Genomic DNA, 16936 nt, shown 5'->3' on the forward strand with positions numbered 1-16936 from the left:
AGAAGCACGTGAATCGTTATTGCATAAAGATAGGCGGCAAAGATGTTCGAGTTACGGAGTGGGGAGAGAGCGGTAACCCAGTCGTGTTTTGTTTACACGGACTTGGGAGCACGAGCTTAAGTTTTATCGAAATAGCAGAAGGATTAAAGAACGATTTCCACATATTCGCAGTGGATGCACCAGGTCACGGGCAAACTGATCCCTTCGATCGAGAAGAGGACTACGAGATGCCAGAAATGGTAGAGTGGTTAGATAAGGTGATTGATACTCTACACATCGAGAGATTTTATTTCCTATCCCATTCGTGGGGAAGTTTCGTTGCGCTTTTTTATGTGAAGAATTATAGGGAAAAGGTATTAGGTTCGATTTTGCTTGATGGCGGGTATCAAAGTAAGCGTGAGTCTAAGCAATCGATGGACGAAGAAGCCGCTTTTTATGAAGTGGATTTTGAAGACTACGTTGAGACGTGGGAAGAGTTTAAAGAGCAGGCTGTATACGGTTCCGTATCAAGAAGGTCTGCTGCTTTAGATCGCGCAGCGGAAGATTTAGTATTGAAGAAAGACGGCAGATTTTACTGGCATGCAAGGGGTTATACGGGAAGCAGTATCGTAAAAGCGATGCATAAACATGATATTGTTGATATCTATCATGAGCTACCTTCCGATATCCTATTATTAAGGGCTACTCTCCCTAGTAATAGGGAACAAGAAAGAAGAAGGATGGCTGGAATTTTTGAAGAAAAAACAATTGGGATCGTAAAAGATATTCCTGAAAGTACGCATATGCTTCATTGGGATCAACCCGATTACATACTTAGTATCATTGAGCAGAATTGGAACGTCATCAAGGAGGGGAACTAATTTGGAACGAACATGGTGGAAAGAAGCGGTCGTGTATCAGGTATACTGGCGCAGCTTCTATGATAGTAGTGGAGATGGAGTTGGCGATTTACGAGGAGTGATCGAGAAGCTAGATTATATAGAAAAACTTGGTGTGAACGTCGTTTGGCTCAATCCGTTTTATGAGTCCCCAGATCGCGATAACGGCTATGATATCTCTGATTATTACTCGGTCATGGAAAAGGCAGGCACGATGGAGGATTTCGAAGAACTGTTAGATGAAGCACATAAACGGGGACTAAAAGTCATATTGGACCTTGTGGTGAACCATACATCTGACCAACACGAGTGGTTTCTGGAGTCGAAATCATCGATTGATCATCCAAAGAGAGATTGGTACATATGGAGAGATCCGGTGAATGGAAGTGAACCAAACAATTGGCGTTCTTATTTCACCCCATCCACATGGGAGTACGACGTGGGAACTGGGCAGTATTACTTCCATTCCTTTGCAGTCGAGCAACCAGATCTGAACTGGGAGAACGAAGAAGTGCGTGAGGCGATTTATGAGATGATGCGCTTCTGGCTCGATAAGGGGATCGATGGGTTTCGAATGGACGTCATCAACTTACTAGCTAAGATCGATGGCTTTCCGAATGCGGAGAATCCGGAGTATACCGATTATCTAGCAAACAACCCTGGAATACATGAGTATCTGAAAGAAATGAACGAAAAGGTCCTTCGCCATTACGATATCTTAACCGTAGGCGAAATCCCATTTGTTACGCCTGAAGAAGGGTTGAAGTACGTAGCAGAAGATAGGAATGAGTTAAAAACGCTCTTTCATTTTGAAGTCGCAGATGATATGCCTTCGTGGGACATGGTGCGGTACAAAGAGATTCAGGAGAAGTGGCATAAAGCATTCTACGGAAAAGGATGGAATTCACAGTTTTTGAATAACCATGACCACACACGTCAGGTATCGAGATACGGAAATGACAACCGTTACCGAAAAGAATCGTCAAAGCTTCTTGCGACGATGATTCATACTCTTCCTGGTATTCCATACGTATTTCAAGGTGAAGAGATCGGGATGACCGGGGTTCGGTTCGATACGATCGAAGACTATAATGATATCGCCATGAAAAACAAGTATAGAGAAGAAGTGGAGAAAGGTCGCAATCCTGTACAAGTGTTCGAAAGTTTATTGCCTTTAAGTCGCGACAACTCTAGAACACCGGTTCAATGGGATGAAACCGAGCAGGCTGGTTTTACAGAAGGCGAACCATGGATCAATGTAAATCCGAACTATAAAATGATCAACGTAAAGCGTGAACTATCTGAAGAAGACTCAATTTTTAATTACTATAAGGACTTAATTGCACTCCGGAAAGAGCATCCCGTTATGATTTATGGTGATTATACAGATTTATCGAAGGGTCAAGAAAAGCTCTATGTGTATACGAGGCAGTTTGAAGGCACACGTTGGCTCATTATCTTAAACTGCAGTGACGATCATACGATCTTTGATATCGATGTATCCATCGATGAAAGTAACGAGCGTCTGCTCCTAGCGAATTACAATGACGTGTCGGGGAAAGACGTGTTGAAGAATACCTCTCTTAGACCTCATGAAGCCAGGATTTATGAAATTTGAGGTTGAGTTTTGAAGAAGGAGCGCCCGATGTAGGGCGCTTTTTAAATTAGAACGCTTTGCTCTGTGCTTTTCGTACTTCTTCACGATGATAAGGCGAGTCCTTCACCTCATTCACAACGCTAAACGGATTGCCATCTAAATCGAAGAAGTCAAACACCTTCATGCCACCGAACTCTTCGATTTCGGATGTGACGACACCACTCGCGTTTAATTTCTGATAAGCTTCTTCAATATCATCGACTAGGAAATTGAAATATCCGTTCTTCGAATTGGGACTAACCGTAAATTCAGAGGGCTGCGACTCATCCACTTGAATTAAGGCTAGCTGTGTATCGTCGTTTGGAAAATAGAATCCAACACCACCATCCCAGCTGTCAATCTTCGTCACACCGAGGTTATCCTCGTACCATTCGATCGATTTGTCCAAATCTGTTACAGGAATGAAAATACCGCCTACTCGAAACATCTTTGTCCTCCTTAGTGATGGAATTGGCTTATTTACGACTGACTCTAACAAAAAGTTTCGTGAAAATAAAAAAGAGCTTGAAGATTCAAGGTCAGTTCTAGATAGTCACATAAGGACCAATATATAGAATGTATGGAGGGAGTGGAGTTCTATTTCCTTGATAACCAGACGAGAACATCGATACAATAAGTGAGATTGGAGGAATGTAGAGTGGACGTATCGTTCGAAACACAAACTAACAATGTCATGTCTTTTGATGAGATGATCGAAGAGAAAAACACGACTATGGTCGTCTTCGTTCGTCACCTCGGTTGACCGGTCTGCCGAGAATATCTCACGCAGTTGCGTGAGCGAATTGATGAGTTTCATGATAAAGGCGTTACCGTGTATGCAATCGCACCGTCGAACGCAGCATTCATAAGCAAATTTATAGAAGCATTTGGACCGTTTCCATTCCCTATTTTAGGAGATCCCAATAAGGAAGCGTATTATGAGCTTGGACATAAAACATCACCGAAATGGAAGCTGTTATCACAAGCTGCAATCGGCTTCGTGATTGGAAAGGTGAAAAACTTTATCCCGAAGGATGAACGGCAGAAGAAGGTTGTTCTAACTTCGATGAAAAAAGCAGACGTGTATATCCAAGGTGGAACATACGTCTATTCCGAAAACGGCAAGCTGATCTATCACCATGTTGATTCGTCGCCTGAAGATCATGCGAAAATTGATACAGTTTTAATAGAGGTTTAGATAGTCTCTCAATTGCTACCCCTGGTACATATGCCAGGGGTTATTTTATGATTTATTCTCAAAGGTTTTGAAGTCCTTTTGCAAGTAGCTTTACTGGGTAGAGCGGATCAATCAACTTATCCATGGACCACGTCCACCAGATCCACCCTGTTACAAGTGACATCAATAGAAATTTGATTAGGTTAGCTCTGTCTTTCTTAACGATGAGGTAGATGACAGTGATGATAAGAAAGATAAGAAATGGTAGAAACGTGAACATATTCATAACTGAACACCTTTTCTTACGTACGACATAATGAGCAGTAGTAATGGCAATAGTATGCCAAGGATGACGGAATAGATCGGTACAAGTGTTTTAGCGTATTCAATGTTTTCCACGATGTTTGCGTGAGCTCCCATTGAAAAAGCAGTTGTCATAAAAAGAAGTACGAAAAGAATCGGAATTCTGTAAGGAAAACGGAATACGCATTTTATAAAGATAAAAGCTGCGTAAAGTAAGATCGAGACTTTGATGAGTACTGTCGTTATCAAGATAGACGATACAAACACATCAAGGTTTTCAATCGTTCGAAATAGACTAATTTCTTGTGCGGCTGCCATAGTGGGATACGTTAAGTTCGAAATGCGTGTATCCCCAATCGTTCCTAAGAGAAGGAAAACGACACCAACCGTTGATATCGTTGTAACGATACTTGCTAAATAAACGCTCTGTCTCGTTCTTTTGGCGTTTCTTGTGAGAGGAATCAGCAAAAGAATCGGAAGGAATTCAAGGTATGGAAAGCTAAAGAAAGCGATCGTCATACTTCCGATTGCCTGCATATCGAATGAGCCAGGTAAAGGTACGATTCGATCTGTGTCCCATTCTCCGATAATGAGCAAAAGCGATCCCCAGAAAGTGATGAAAATAAAAGGTGTTAAAATTTCCACGGACCGCCCTAATGTGCGTAATCCCTTTGACAATAAATAAATAGCGACTGTAATTGTAAGGAGATTAAACACCACAGTTGGTGTATAGTCCATAGCAACAGTTGTGATCACATCACCGACGTTTCTTGTAGCAAGAGAAGCAATCAAGATAAAGAAATAGATGAAGATCAGAGAGATAACAAATCCTAATTTTTGACCAAGAAGGCCAACCGTAATTTCTGCTAGGTCTTTGCCAGGATGTCGTTTTAGAAGGTGTAACCATAGCCAAAGGACTCCAAGGCTCATGATGAAAGCGAGAAGTGGCGGGACCCACGACCATTGTTTTGTTGCACTGATCAGTCCGTTCATTTGAACGAAATACGTAGGTCCAATCAAATAGTTCGTTGCGAGCAAGAAGAATTGCCACGTCGTTAAATGATTGTAGCTAGAATCCTTCATTCCTGTTCCTCCTCGTCGCTATATGAATCAATGATGTTCCCGACATCATTTACTGTGATCTTGACATCATAAGTAAGAGTAGCATTCTTAAAAGCTGAGCGTTTTTCCATTTTACTCATCGACGGGTACCTTGAAAATAGTCCTAATAGGTCTAGCTCTTCTTCTTGAAGCTTATCAGTCAATTCACTGAGCTTTGCCTCAAGGCTTTTGTTCGCTTCACTTTCCATCTCCTCGATCGCTTTTAACGTTAACGTATCAGTCACCTTACTGTTTAAGAAGTCCGCTTTACATGTAATCCTGAATCCAAACCGATACGGATTTTCTCCTATTGTTTTTTTCTTACTTTTACATCTGTTGATATCTAAAAAATGCGCTACTTCTTCATCTTTCGATACGGTCAAAGGTAACTGATTCAATTGATTCTTCAACAGGTTATACAGGGCCATTTCCTCCTCTGAAAGTAAGACAGGTTCGGCATTTTTTTGATAAGCGACCCCACCAACAAACTGTGCATGCCCGCTACTCGTGTCAACTTCATTTAAGAAATCAGTCGTTTGTGCGTTATCATCTAAGAAAACGACTGCAGGAAATAATAGATTACCGTCACGATAGTATTTTTCAACGTTATCTCTCACCCTATATTTCAAAACAGTGGCTGAGAAATGCCGCTTCGAGGCCTGTAGGTTCTCGAAAAGCCATTGCCCTGGAAGAATATTAATCTTTGTTAACCGAAACATTGTTTCTGAAAGAGGTTGAAGGGAGACCGCTGTTTGGATTGGTGCTCTCGTTTCACTATTACGGTCAAGAAAGTTAAAGATCTCTTCCATATCAGAAATTTCTAGGTCACTAGATAACAGGAGAAAGTTTGTTTTTGCAAAGAACAAGTGTCGTGGAACTTGAAGGCTTGCTTTGTCTACTGCAGCTTTCAATGATTTGTGTTTACTAACAAACGTATAGACGGGACTTGAATCGATCCTTTTTTCTTGAGTAGCAAAAGATGTAGGGTTTACAATCTGAAGGTAAATAACGAACTCATCTGTGTTTTTATCTTTCTCGATCCCTATCATGTCCACGATAACAAGTTCTGAGATATCACCCTGATCCCAGCATCCGGAAAGGAGGAGGATGAGAAAAAGAGGGAGAAGAGCACTAATTTTTCTCATGTTACTACTCCTTTCTTCCGATTCCTTTAGGGATTTGGTTTTTCACCCAGTTATCAGGTAGACGAACAAACGTGTCTCGTAAATCACGCAAATTTAGGGGTGCGAATGGAGTGAGATACGATACTCCGAAAGACTGAAGAGAGGCTGAATGAATCAGCACGACCAAAAACAAGAAAAACATGCCATAAAACCCTAGTGTTCCACCTGCTAAGAGAAAGCCGAATCGAAGGATTCTTCCGGTAACACCGAAATTGTAGGCAGGACTAACGAAGTTCGCAACGGCTGTTAGCGACACAACGATTACGACGGCTGCTGAAATCAAGCCAGCTTGAACCGCAGCCTGCCCGAGCACAAGTGCACCAACGATTGATATGGCAGAGCCGATCGCGACAGGCATTCGAACACCTGCTTCACGTAGAACTTCGAAAATAAACTCCATAATCAACACTTCAACGAGAGATGGATATGGAAGCCCCTCACGCTGAGCTGCAAAACTGTATAGCAGAAGGCTAGGGATCATTTCTTGGTGGTACGTTGTAAGTGCTACGAAAAGTCCTGGTACGAGCGTACCCCAGATGAACGTTGTAAACCGTAACAACCGAAGCAAAGATGCAATGTCCCATCGTTGATAATAATCTTCAGGAGCTTGAAAAAATTCAGTGAATAGGGCAGGAACTGTTAAAGCGAAGGGAGTGCCTTCTGTTAGAATTGCGACTCGCCCTTCAATCAGCCTAGAGGCTACTTTTGCAGGTAGCTCGGTATTTGAAATCGTAGGAAACAGAGACGCTTGTTTATCAACGATTGCTTCCTCAATCATTTGGGATTCAAGTATGATGTTGATATCAACTTGGTTGAGTCGCGTGAACACCTCATCTATGATTTCCTTAGGAGCAGTGCCCTCGATATAGCTCACAATGACTTTTGTTTTTGTCACGTTTCCTAATTGAAGGCTAACTAATCGAAGATTGGGATTTCTAATACGCATGCGAAGCAATCCAATGTTCTTATCGAGTCTTTCAGTAAATGCTTCATGAGGACCTCTGATGTTGATCTCCGTCTCAGATGGAACGATATCTCTTCCTTCCGTCGACGAAACATCACATATGACGTATGCATTCGAATTGCTCAGGATAATAACCGCCATTCCTTCTAAAAGGTCATTCAACAACTCATCGCTTGACTCTTTTAGCGAGGCGGGTGTGGTAACGATATTCATGTACTCATCAAGGAAATAGTCATCTTCAGAGGATGCTTGAATCTTCTTAACGACACCTCTTTTTAGTTCAACTTGTTCTACAAGACTTTTAAAATAGATGATGGCAAGAGAAACAGAACCTTTCTCAACGATATGAAAAATTAAATCTTCGGGTTGTCCGAAAGCCTGTTTAATGTGTTCAATCCGCTTATGAAAGGAACCCTTTTTTCTCATATTGAGCATTTGCATCACCTCGATCTTTTTACCTATATAGCATTACTGTGTGCAATCCTCACAGTAATATGCCAATCGATAAAAAAAGAAAGTAACTTAGATGAAATGAATATGAAAAAGGCCACTATGAGCTAAAGCGGCCTTTACGTTATTTATTCTTTTTTAAAGTTTTTTAAGTTATTCCTTCAAGTCTTTTTGACACAAATACCAGTCGATACATTCGAGATTTGGGTCCATCTTCCGATCGTTCATCTCTTTTACCGTTTTAGGTGGAGAAACGAGTGTCTTATCTCCAGGTTCCCAATTTGCTGGAGTAGGTACACCTTTGTCATCCGTAGTTTTCAATGCTTTAACAAGTCTTAAGATTTCCTGCATGTTTCTGCCTGTAGTTAATGGGTAATAGATGATCGAACGAACGACTTGCTTATCATCCACTACGAAAACAGCTCGACTAGTTTCAGTCTGACTTTCACCAGGCATAATCATTCCGTATTTAGTTGCAACTTCACGGTCGAGGTCTGCAATAACCGGGAACTCGATTTCTTTATTAAAGTTCTTCTCAATATTTCGAATCCAGGCAAGGTGAGAGGATACACTGTCAACACTTAGACCGATCAATTCAACACCAAGGTCCCGAAGCTCAGGGTAAATCTCCTGAAATGCAACGAATTCTGTCGTGCATACAGGCGTGAAATCTGCCGGGTGAGAGAATAGAATAAACCATTTACCTTTGTAGTCACCGAGAGAGATGTTCCCTTGGGTACTTGTAGCAGAAAAGTCTGGTGCGGGTGATCCGATTCTTGGTAATTGGTAGGTTGTTTCCGTTTCTGACATCATGCTATTCCTCCTCCTTAATACGTTCTATAGCCGATGTTCCACAAAGGATGAGAGTTAAACTGAGAAATCCGTTGTGAATTTTGAGTAAAACTTTACTACTATTTCTCTTTTTTTCCATTCGTAACTTCGATAGACTAAGTGAAAAGAGAGGAGTGGCGATGTGCAAATTGAATTTTTAGGAACTGGCGGGGCGATGGCTACACCTCGTCCACTATGTACTTGTGATGTATGTAAGGAAGCGAGAGAAAAAGGGGTTCCATACAGCAGATCTGGACCTAGTGTGTTTGTTCACGGGCCGAATGTCTTAATCGATACACCTGAAGATAGCTATATGCAGGTAAACCGTTCAACAGTGAAGAAAGTCGATGGCGTCTTGTACTCTCATTGGCACCCAGATCATGTGATGGGGAGAAGGGTTCTCGAAACGATGAATGCTGATTGGATCAACTACCCTCCGAAGGGGACAACCATGAATGTGTATTTACCCGAACAAGTGGGAATCGATTTTGAGAATCGGTTAGGATCTGGTGAACATCTTGCTTTTTTTGAAAGCCAGAATTTTATTGCGTTACATCATCTAAAGGATGGGGAATCGATTACGTTAAATGGTGTAACGGTTACACCATTTCGACTGGCAGAGGATTATGTTTATGCATTTTTGTTCGAAGACGGAAAGGAACGAATCTTAATCGCCCCTGATGAGTTATATGGGTGGAATCCACCAGAACTCGGTGAACTAGATCTTGCCGTTCTTCCAACCGGAGTATTTGAATTCAACCCATTTACTGGTGAAAGACAAATCTCAGAAATCCATCCTGTTTTAAGTGAAGAAGCGACATTTGAACAAACGCTTGAGATTATAGACAAGTTGAATGTGAAATCCGTTTATTTAACGCACGTAGAGGAGCCTGATCAATTAGGATACGATGAACTCCTGAAACTTGAAAAGCAATTAAAGGATAGCGGTAAACCAATTTCCTTTGCTTTTGACACATTGAAGGTTGAGATTTAGAGCAAAGTAAGGATATAAACCGTTTAATCGATTTTTCTTTGGGGTATCATTTTACCAACAGAGAGAGAAGTGAGGTGAGGACATGGAACTATCATTCGGCTTGATCATTAATATTATTATCGCTATTTATTTATATGTTGATGCGAAAAAACGAGACAAAAGTGCCTTTATCTGGGCAATTCTCGGTTTGATCATCGGCCCGCTAGTCCTTGGTATATACTTAATCCAAACTGGAAGAAAGCTAGCTGGTTGGATTATCGTAATCTTTGCGATCTTCTGGGTTATCCTTATCATTGTTTTAGGTGTATTAGGTGCAATAGCTGGATTACTATTCTAAGTCGGAGATCCGAAGCAAGAGCTTCGGATTTTCTACATAATGTACGGGAAAAGAATAAGGGAGCGGGGGAAGAAAGGTGAAGGATCAAAAGAGAATGTTGATGGACCTAATGGAATGGGGTAAAGCAGATGCTAATGTTCGAGCACTGTTGATGACGAGTTCACGCGCAAATCCTCATGCTTTTCGGGACGTATTTACGGATTATGATATCGAAGTATTTGCAGAAGATCTCGAGCGATTTCTGAAAGATGACACATGGTTGAAGCGCTTTGGGGACCGCATGACGACAGTTCCACTTATTCCGAGAAAGAATGAAGGGTGGATCACGAGACTCGTTATGTATATGGACGGCACTCGTGTCGATTTCCAAATTTCTACGACCGAATCACTGAAGGAAATTGCACAGCTTGAAGAATTGCCGCCACACTACGATTTGGGGTACAAGGTTCTTTTAGACAAAGATCAAATTGTAGAAGATATGGTAACGCCGAGTAACAAAGCGTTTTATGTGAAAAAACCAACGCAGGATGAATTTCAAGAGCTGGTTAATAGCTATTGGTGGGATACGACGTATGTTGCGAAAAGTCTGTGGCGTGATGAGCTATTCTTCGCAAAATATATGCTCGATAATGTTATGCGATTTCAATACTTACAAAAAATCCTTGAATGGTCATTAGGAGTTCGGTTTAACTGGGAAGTGAATCCGAACAAATGCGGTCGGTGGTTTAAGCGTTATCTCGATTCAGAAACGTGGCAGAAGCTTGAAGCAACCTATGCAGGAGCAGACATCGAGGACAATTGGAACGCACTGTTCAATATGAATAACTTCTTCATGGAGTTATGTAGAGATGTTGCAGGTGAGTTAGGATTTGAATGTCCCGAAGAAGTAGAGATGAATATTACTCATTATCTAACAAAAGTAAGGGAGTTAGATCCTGAGGCGGAAGAAATTGAAATCTAAAAAAGGTTTTAACCCACCTAGAATGTGGAAAAGCTCTCGTAAGAAGCTACATTTTAGGGGGAAGTTATGGATGAGAAAGAACTAGTAATGGACTGGATTACTTCTGAGTTAAATTGCGATTCATTACAAATCGGCGATTATCCGTTGTATAATTGTGGTAAGTATATGAAAGATCAGAGTGGAGATTATCTCATTGTCTATTTTCACCCAGAGCGTGAAGAAGTCGTTTATACATTTAAAGATAATGAAGATGTTTATTTCTCTGGAAATGCATATCAATGGGGTCAGGCACGTGCCTGACCCCATTTTCAGGAGGTTTACTAATGGGTAACAACGTAAGTGCGAATTACCATGAAATCGATGTGAATGGCTCTCATTTCGAATGGGATACAGAAAGAGGTGATCTTAAGTATGAAGGCGATGAAGCCTTGGTATTTTGGATCAATACAGCTTTTAAAGTCTTTCTCGACTCAATTGAAGAAATTGCAGGAAAAGATGAGACTGCGCTTGTATTAGAATCTGCTGGGTATCGGACGGGTGAGATCGTGAGTGAGTTCTATCATGAAACGATTGGGAAAGTCGAACATATCGTAAGTAGCTTACCAAATACGTACAAAACAGCAGGCTGGGGAATCACAACGATTATTGACGTAGACGAGGAAGAGAACACGGCAGTCGTAAAAATTCAGAACAGCTGGGAATACAAGATTAATAAGGAACAAAAGAAGCATAAGGAAGGTACGTTCATTCCTGGGCACTGGGCAGGCGTTTTTAGCGGCTTATTTAACGAAAAAGTATGGTACGAAGTGAGAAAGAGTCAAATAGAAGGTGATGAATATTCGGAGTACGTATTTTCTCCATCTAGCATTACACCAAAAGAAAATATACACGATATGATTCAAGAGAAAAAGCGCCGTGAACTCATTGATTTAGAGAAGAAAGTGTCGGAGCGGACAAAAGAACTTCAGCAAATGATCAAGGAAATATCGGCACCGATCATCCCAGTTCTCGATCATATACTTGTTATCCCTTTAATCGGAAGATACGATGAACACCGCTTGGACGAACTCATGACGAAAACGCTCCAAAAACTCCCTGATTATAAGGCAAATACGCTCATACTTGATTTAACAGGAATTTATGAAGTAGATGATTTTACGATCGATTTACTACACAGCATGGTAAAAGCATCGAGGATGTTGGGTGTTTCATGTCTGTTAGTAGGAATCTCACCTAAGCTTAGTATGCAAGTCGTTCAATCGAGCGCAGAACTTGAAGGACTCACGTGCTTTTCAACGTTAAAGCATGGGATTCACTATGCTTTAGCGAGAGAAGGATTAACGATCGAGAGTCAACGATAAAGGGTCAGGCACATGCCTGACCCCTTCGTTTATTAATTATTAATATAGCGCTCGTACACGTCACCAAAGTCTTTGATCGTATAGTGTTTCTTTGATTCTTCTAACCAATCGAATGCAATTTGATTAATTTGCTTAAATTCTTCATGAAGGCTTGTGTTACTATGGCGCATACTCGTTAACGTGGATGAAGCTAAGTCCAGACTCTTTCTAGAGTAATCGTAATAGATTTCGTTCTCGCGTGTCAGCTCAGCAATGCGGATGAGGGATTTATATAAATCTTTTAGTTCTTCGATGAACTTCTTATGTACATCGATTGAGAAGACTTCGTTCCCTAGCTGGAATTTGATTTCGACATCAAGGTCAACGGTTCCAGCTGTTTCTAGAGCTACGTTCGTGAATTTATTGTGGCTGTATTCATAACGTCTTAACGTGCGTTTGCTGCTAGATGCACTTTTGCCGTCAACATGAATGAGGGCAAGGTTCGTAAAACAATACTCATCAGCTTTGGATTTGATTAGGAAATAGATTTTTTCTCCATCTTCATGCAGAACGTAATCATCTGCATCTACTTTGTCATAATCGACAGGTTTGATGACACTTCCAACATCACTTAATCCTAATACATCTGATGCTACTTTTTTAAACATAAGGCTCATCCTTTCAGAATGTGAATTCCGTTGTCTGTTACTATACGAATGAGATGGTGGAAAGGTTTCACGTGTCTCACTCCTTGTTTCACCAATTTGCATAAAGGGAAAAGAATCATAGCTATCTACCTATCACTTTGTTAGAGAAATGGGGATGTTGTATGAAAAAAGCGATGTTGATCGTGAACCCTTCTTCTGGAAAAGAGAAGGCAATCGAATTTGAAGAAGACGTTGTAGCAATTTTGAAGGAAAATCATGATGAGGTGACGGTACGTTTCACTGAGAAAGCGGGCGACGCTGAACGATTTGCAACAGAAGCATGTGAAGGGACTTATGAAACACTCATATCCCTTGGAGGAGATGGCACGATCAATGAAAGTATCAATGGGCTTGCTGAACGAGAGGATCGCCCTGCCTTTGGATTTATTCCGCTAGGTACTGTTAATGATTTTGCTAGAGCACTTGGAATACCCATGCAGCCAGATAAAGCACTAGACGTATTAAGGGAACGCCATACGAAACCCGTTGATATTGGAAAGATCAACGATCAATACTTCATGAATGTGCTTGCTGTTGGTGCAATCGCAGAAGCCGTGTATGACGTAAGCCCTGAAGAGAAGTCACGTTTTGGCCCGCTCGCTTATTTCATTGAAGGTGGAAAGGCACTTAAAGATAAGACGCCTTTCGAACTAACCGTTACATACGATGAGAAAGAATGGAGCGGGGAGTGCTATTTGATGCTTGTGGCGCTAACCAACTCAGTGGGTGGAATTGAATCCTTTGCTTCACATGCGGAAGTAAACGATGGCTATTTCCATGTGTTTATCCTAAAGAAACTCTCGCTTCCACATGTGATTAAACTGATTCCGGACCTCTTTAATGGGAAGCTTCAAAGTAATGAACAGATCGAGTACTTCCCGGCATCGAAACTTAACGTAAAGTCCTCAAAAGATCTCGTGGTTAATATTGATGGTGATGAAGGATTCCCCCTTCCGTTCGAAGCGAAAACCTTGCACAACGAGCTTAATATTTTTGTGAAAGAGCAGTAAGTTACTGCTCTTTTTTTATTGTAAAACGTAGGTCTAGTCATCAGAATACCACGCCTCTGGCATGGAATACGTCTAGATCTTATCTTTTTTGAATAAATTCCCGTAAGGATAAATTTGAGTGAGGTGAGGGAGTGGGACAAAAGGTATTGTTCTTTGGGGATGTTGGAATCGACGACACGATTGCGCTTCTATATGCATACTTATCAGGCGAAATCGATGTGATTGGAATCGTTGCTTGCTACGGGAATGTTTCGAAAGAACAAACTGCAATAAACGTTCGTTATCTTCTAGAAGAAGTCGGACGTACGGACATTCCTGTGATGGGTGGTGCCGAAAAACCTATGACCGGTGAAGTTCCTGTCTTTTATCCGGACGTGCACGGTCCGGATGGACTCGGACCCATCACGCCTCCATCGAATCATTCCGCTCCACTGGAGAATTTCTTTGAGGTTATTCCTTTAATCGATAAGTATGATGACCTCGTCATTGTAAACGTAGGAAGGTTAACGTCGCTAGCGACCCTGTTTCTTCTTTACTCGGAGAAGATGGAGAGAATTAATACATTTTATGTGATGGGTGGCGCATTTAATGTACCAGGTAATGTGACGCCGAGTGCTGAGGCGAATTTTCACGCGGACCCAGTAGCGGCGAATATTGTGATGCGCTACGCAAAAAATGTAAAGTTATTTCCATTAAACGTGACGCAAAGCGCGATCGTCACCCCTGGGATGATTGATTATATTGATTCTAAAGGCAAGTCTAAACTCTTAAAACCACTGCTCGATTACTATTACTTTGAATTTTATAAAAAGAAGGTACCAGGGTTAGAAGGACCCCCCGTTCATGATGCGGTCACGATCATGGCGGTTATTCATCCTGAGATGTTTACTTTTTATAAGACGCCAGTTGCATTAGAGATCAGTGGTGAGGCTCGTGGACTTAGCATCGGTGACTTCCGGCAAAGTTTCGAACAAGATGAGTTCGATGGAAGGCCAATTCAAGATGTTGCGGTTAACCTGGACTATTTTAACTTTTATCGAAACTTTATGAGAGTGATGACAGGTGAACCATTTTAGTAGATCGTTATGAAACTTTTATCGTATAGAATTCGTAAGCAATTAGTGTGGTAGCTGTCGGATGAACCATTACCATAGAGGTAGTGGTTTTTCATATATAATAGAGATAACGGCAGAACCAAGAGAGGAAGAGACCCAATGATAACAGCAGTCGATCTCGTGAATGACATTCGTTTTGAAGGGGAATCCATTGTTACCTATCCAGACGAGCTTCATCCGATTGGGAAAGGAAGAAGCGCAGCGGTATTTAAACTCTCTATGGAAAATAAAGTATTAAAAGTTTTTTATCCTGAATTTCATCATCTAGCAGAACAAGAAGCAGCTATTTACCAAGAACTTGATAATGACGTCTATTATCCTAAGCTCTATGAGGCAGGGAAGGGCTATTTGATTCTTGAATATTTAGATGGGGTTACGTTCTATGATTGTTTGATCGAAGGGATTGAGATTACAAAAGAGATGGTTCAGAATGTAGAGGATGCACTTAACTATGCTAAAAGTAAAGGGCTAAACCCATCTGATACTCACTTACAAAACGTGATGTTATTAAAAACCGGAGAAGTGCGCGTAATCGATGTTGTTCGTTTTCGTCAAACGAAAGAATGCAGTCATTGGGAAGACTTGAAAACGGCTTATCAAACAATCTATTGCAACCCTTATTTTCCAAAAAAAATTCCGGCATGGGTAGTTGAAACAGTAATTCGATTATATCGAAAAGGCATCATCAAATTTAACAAAGAAAAGTGAGGGAGGCCCATGATTGAAAGGTCGCGTATGTTTCGGTTTCTTATATGGCTGTTATTGATTTTCACGGTCATCTGGGTCGGAAGCAAAATTGAATTCTTATTTCGACCACTCGTCATTCTAGTAACGACGCTTGCTTTTCCGATCATCGCAGCGGGCGTATTCTATTATTTATTGCGCCCGATTATCGTATTGCTTGAGAAAGCAAAGATACCGAGGTCGCTCGGAATTCTTATTGTTTATCTTGCTCTTGCAGGTGGGATAACCGGTCTTGTATTCAGCATCGGTCCTATACTGACCGAACAGTTTAATAGTTTAGCAAAAGGTGCTCCGGCGCTAGTAGAAGACCTTCAAGATGCACTTGTGCGGTGGGAGAGTAACCCATACATAGCAAACCTTTTACAAAGTGAAATGGTTTCGGTCGACGGAATGACTGAGCGCATATCTGGCTCGATCGGTGATATTAGCTCATCATTTGGAAACTACTTGTTATCCTTCTTGAACATCGTAACAGATGTTGTCATCGGAATCGTTCTTCTTCCTTTTATCCTTTATTACATGTTAAAGGATGGTAAAAAGCTGATGCCATCCATGTTACGATTCGTTCCGCGTGCACATCGTGAAGAAGGCGCTAAGATTCTAGAAGACATGGACGATGCATTGAGCGGATTTATACAAGGGCAGCTTATTGTGAGTCTTTTTATCGGAACGTTCGTGTATATCTGGTATGTCATCATTGGACTTGATTACGCCTTGATCCTGGCCTTTATCGCACTCTTCTTGAACGTGGTTCCTTTCATCGGACCGATTATCGGGACGGCACCAGGTGTACTTGTTGGCTTCATTCAATCTCCATTAACTGCACTTTATGTTGTTTTAGGAGTAATCGTAATCCAACAAATCGAAAGTAATTTGATATCTCCACAAGTGATGGGAAGAAGACTCGATATTCATCCTTTGACGATTATTCTTTTGCTACTCGTTGCAAGTAGTTTAGCAGGGTTCCTTGGGCTCATACTAGCCATTCCGACCTATGCGGTTTTGAAGGTAATCGCGACCCACACCTATCGACTCATTAAGCTCCAGCAGCGTGGTAAACATAGCGGTAACTAAACAAAAACTCTCCCATTGAGGAGAGTTTTTTTATCGAAATGAGCTTTTTTATTATGATTTCGTAAAAAAAAACAGTTCTTTGTTCTTAGACATAAACTTGTAAATTTCGATCAATAGACCCCTGAAATGA

At 41.2% G+C, this 16936-nt stretch carries 18 protein-coding genes and 1 pseudogene; 12 read left to right on the forward strand and 7 right to left on the reverse strand.

The features are described 5' to 3' along the window. Window positions 1-8: 8 nt before the first annotated feature. Both LCM09_RS09915 and LCM09_RS09920 read left to right on the forward strand, forming a co-directional pair. Complete coding sequence (locus LCM09_RS09915; RefSeq protein ID WP_224881099.1) at window positions 9-860, forward strand: alpha/beta fold hydrolase; 852 nt, start codon at window positions 9-11, stop codon at window positions 858-860. Window position 861: 1 nt separating this feature from the next. Next, a complete protein-coding gene (locus LCM09_RS09920) occupies window positions 862-2496 on the forward strand; it encodes an alpha-glucosidase (protein ID WP_224881101.1) in 1635 nt (544 codons plus the stop codon). 46 nt (window positions 2497-2542) lie between these two features. Here LCM09_RS09920 and LCM09_RS09925 read toward each other — a convergent pair whose 3' ends face one another. Further along, entirely contained in the window at window positions 2543-2962 is a 420-nt protein-coding gene (locus tag LCM09_RS09925; protein ID WP_224881103.1) for a VOC family protein, read from the reverse strand. A gap of 327 nt (window positions 2963-3289) precedes the next feature. Here LCM09_RS09925 and LCM09_RS09930 point away from each other — a divergent pair. Continuing rightward, window positions 3290-3712: pseudogene (locus LCM09_RS09930) on the forward strand (peroxiredoxin-like family protein); the annotation flags it as partial. A 58-nt stretch (window positions 3713-3770) separates the two neighbouring features. Here the strand turns inward: LCM09_RS09930 and LCM09_RS09935 are convergent. The 5 genes from LCM09_RS09935 to LCM09_RS09955 all read right to left on the reverse strand — a co-directional run bounded on the left by LCM09_RS09935 (window position 3771) and on the right by LCM09_RS09955 (window position 8506). Further along, window positions 3771-3977: a hypothetical protein gene (locus LCM09_RS09935; RefSeq protein ID WP_224881107.1), complete on the reverse strand. Its 207-nt coding sequence runs from the start codon at window positions 3975-3977 to the stop codon at window positions 3771-3773. Continuing rightward, complete coding sequence (locus LCM09_RS09940; RefSeq protein ID WP_224881108.1) at window positions 3974-5077, reverse strand: GerAB/ArcD/ProY family transporter; 1104 nt, start codon at window positions 5075-5077, stop codon at window positions 3974-3976. Before LCM09_RS09940 ends, LCM09_RS09935 begins: the two co-directional genes overlap by 4 nt. Beyond that, the gene (locus LCM09_RS09945) at window positions 5074-6240 is read right to left on the reverse strand and encodes a Ger(x)C family spore germination protein (RefSeq protein ID WP_224881110.1); all 1167 of its coding nucleotides are present in this window, start codon (window positions 6238-6240) and stop codon (window positions 5074-5076) included. Before LCM09_RS09945 ends, LCM09_RS09940 begins: the two co-directional genes overlap by 4 nt. Window positions 6241-6244: 4 nt before the next feature. Beyond that, window positions 6245-7669, reverse strand: coding sequence for a spore germination protein (locus LCM09_RS09950; RefSeq protein ID WP_224881112.1), 1425 nt, complete (start codon window positions 7667-7669; stop codon window positions 6245-6247). Window positions 7670-7846: 177 nt separating this feature from the next. After that, a complete protein-coding gene (locus LCM09_RS09955) occupies window positions 7847-8506 on the reverse strand; it encodes a peroxiredoxin (protein ID WP_404800806.1) in 660 nt (219 codons plus the stop codon). A gap of 160 nt (window positions 8507-8666) precedes the next feature. Between LCM09_RS09955 and LCM09_RS09960 the strand changes: the two genes are divergently transcribed. From LCM09_RS09960 to LCM09_RS09980, 5 genes are all read left to right on the forward strand, one after another. Continuing rightward, window positions 8667-9518, forward strand: a complete 852-nt coding sequence (locus LCM09_RS09960; RefSeq protein ID WP_224881114.1) for an MBL fold metallo-hydrolase — start codon at window positions 8667-8669, stop codon at window positions 9516-9518. An 82-nt stretch (window positions 9519-9600) separates the two neighbouring features. After that, the gene (locus LCM09_RS09965; protein WP_224881116.1) at window positions 9601-9855 is read left to right on the forward strand and encodes a hypothetical protein; all 255 of its coding nucleotides are present in this window, start codon (window positions 9601-9603) and stop codon (window positions 9853-9855) included. 76 nt (window positions 9856-9931) lie between these two features. Continuing rightward, window positions 9932-10816 (forward strand): aminoglycoside 6-adenylyltransferase, encoded by an 885-nt coding sequence (locus LCM09_RS09970; protein WP_224881118.1) that lies wholly within the window; start codon window positions 9932-9934, stop codon window positions 10814-10816. 66 nt (window positions 10817-10882) lie between these two features. Next, window positions 10883-11116: a hypothetical protein gene (locus LCM09_RS09975; protein WP_224881120.1), complete on the forward strand. Its 234-nt coding sequence runs from the start codon at window positions 10883-10885 to the stop codon at window positions 11114-11116. Window positions 11117-11139: 23 nt separating this feature from the next. Next, window positions 11140-12177, forward strand: coding sequence for an STAS domain-containing protein (locus LCM09_RS09980; RefSeq protein WP_224881122.1), 1038 nt, complete (start codon window positions 11140-11142; stop codon window positions 12175-12177). Between the two features lie 32 nt (window positions 12178-12209). Here LCM09_RS09980 and LCM09_RS09985 read toward each other — a convergent pair whose 3' ends face one another. Beyond that, window positions 12210-12824, reverse strand: a complete 615-nt coding sequence (locus LCM09_RS09985) for a PH domain-containing protein (RefSeq protein ID WP_224881124.1) — start codon at window positions 12822-12824, stop codon at window positions 12210-12212. A gap of 161 nt (window positions 12825-12985) precedes the next feature. On the opposite strand from LCM09_RS09985, the gene LCM09_RS09990 reads away from it, so the two are divergent. From LCM09_RS09990 to LCM09_RS10005, 4 genes are all read left to right on the forward strand, one after another. Then, window positions 12986-13873 carry a diacylglycerol/lipid kinase family protein gene (locus tag LCM09_RS09990; protein ID WP_224881126.1) on the forward strand — a complete coding sequence of 296 codons (888 nt, stop codon included), beginning with the start codon at window positions 12986-12988 and terminating at the stop codon, window positions 13871-13873. A 131-nt stretch (window positions 13874-14004) separates the two neighbouring features. After that, entirely contained in the window at window positions 14005-14949 is a 945-nt protein-coding gene (locus LCM09_RS09995) for a nucleoside hydrolase (protein WP_224881128.1), read from the forward strand. A gap of 138 nt (window positions 14950-15087) precedes the next feature. Next, window positions 15088-15696: a serine/threonine protein kinase gene (locus LCM09_RS10000; protein WP_224881130.1), complete on the forward strand. Its 609-nt coding sequence runs from the start codon at window positions 15088-15090 to the stop codon at window positions 15694-15696. Window positions 15697-15705: 9 nt separating this feature from the next. Next, a complete protein-coding gene (locus LCM09_RS10005; protein WP_224881132.1) occupies window positions 15706-16806 on the forward strand; it encodes an AI-2E family transporter in 1101 nt (366 codons plus the stop codon). Window positions 16807-16936: the final 130 nt, after the last annotated feature.

The sequence above is a fragment of the Guptibacillus algicola genome, assembly GCF_020171805.1.
GTDB lineage: Bacteria > Bacillota > Bacilli > Bacillales > Guptibacillaceae > Guptibacillus > Guptibacillus algicola.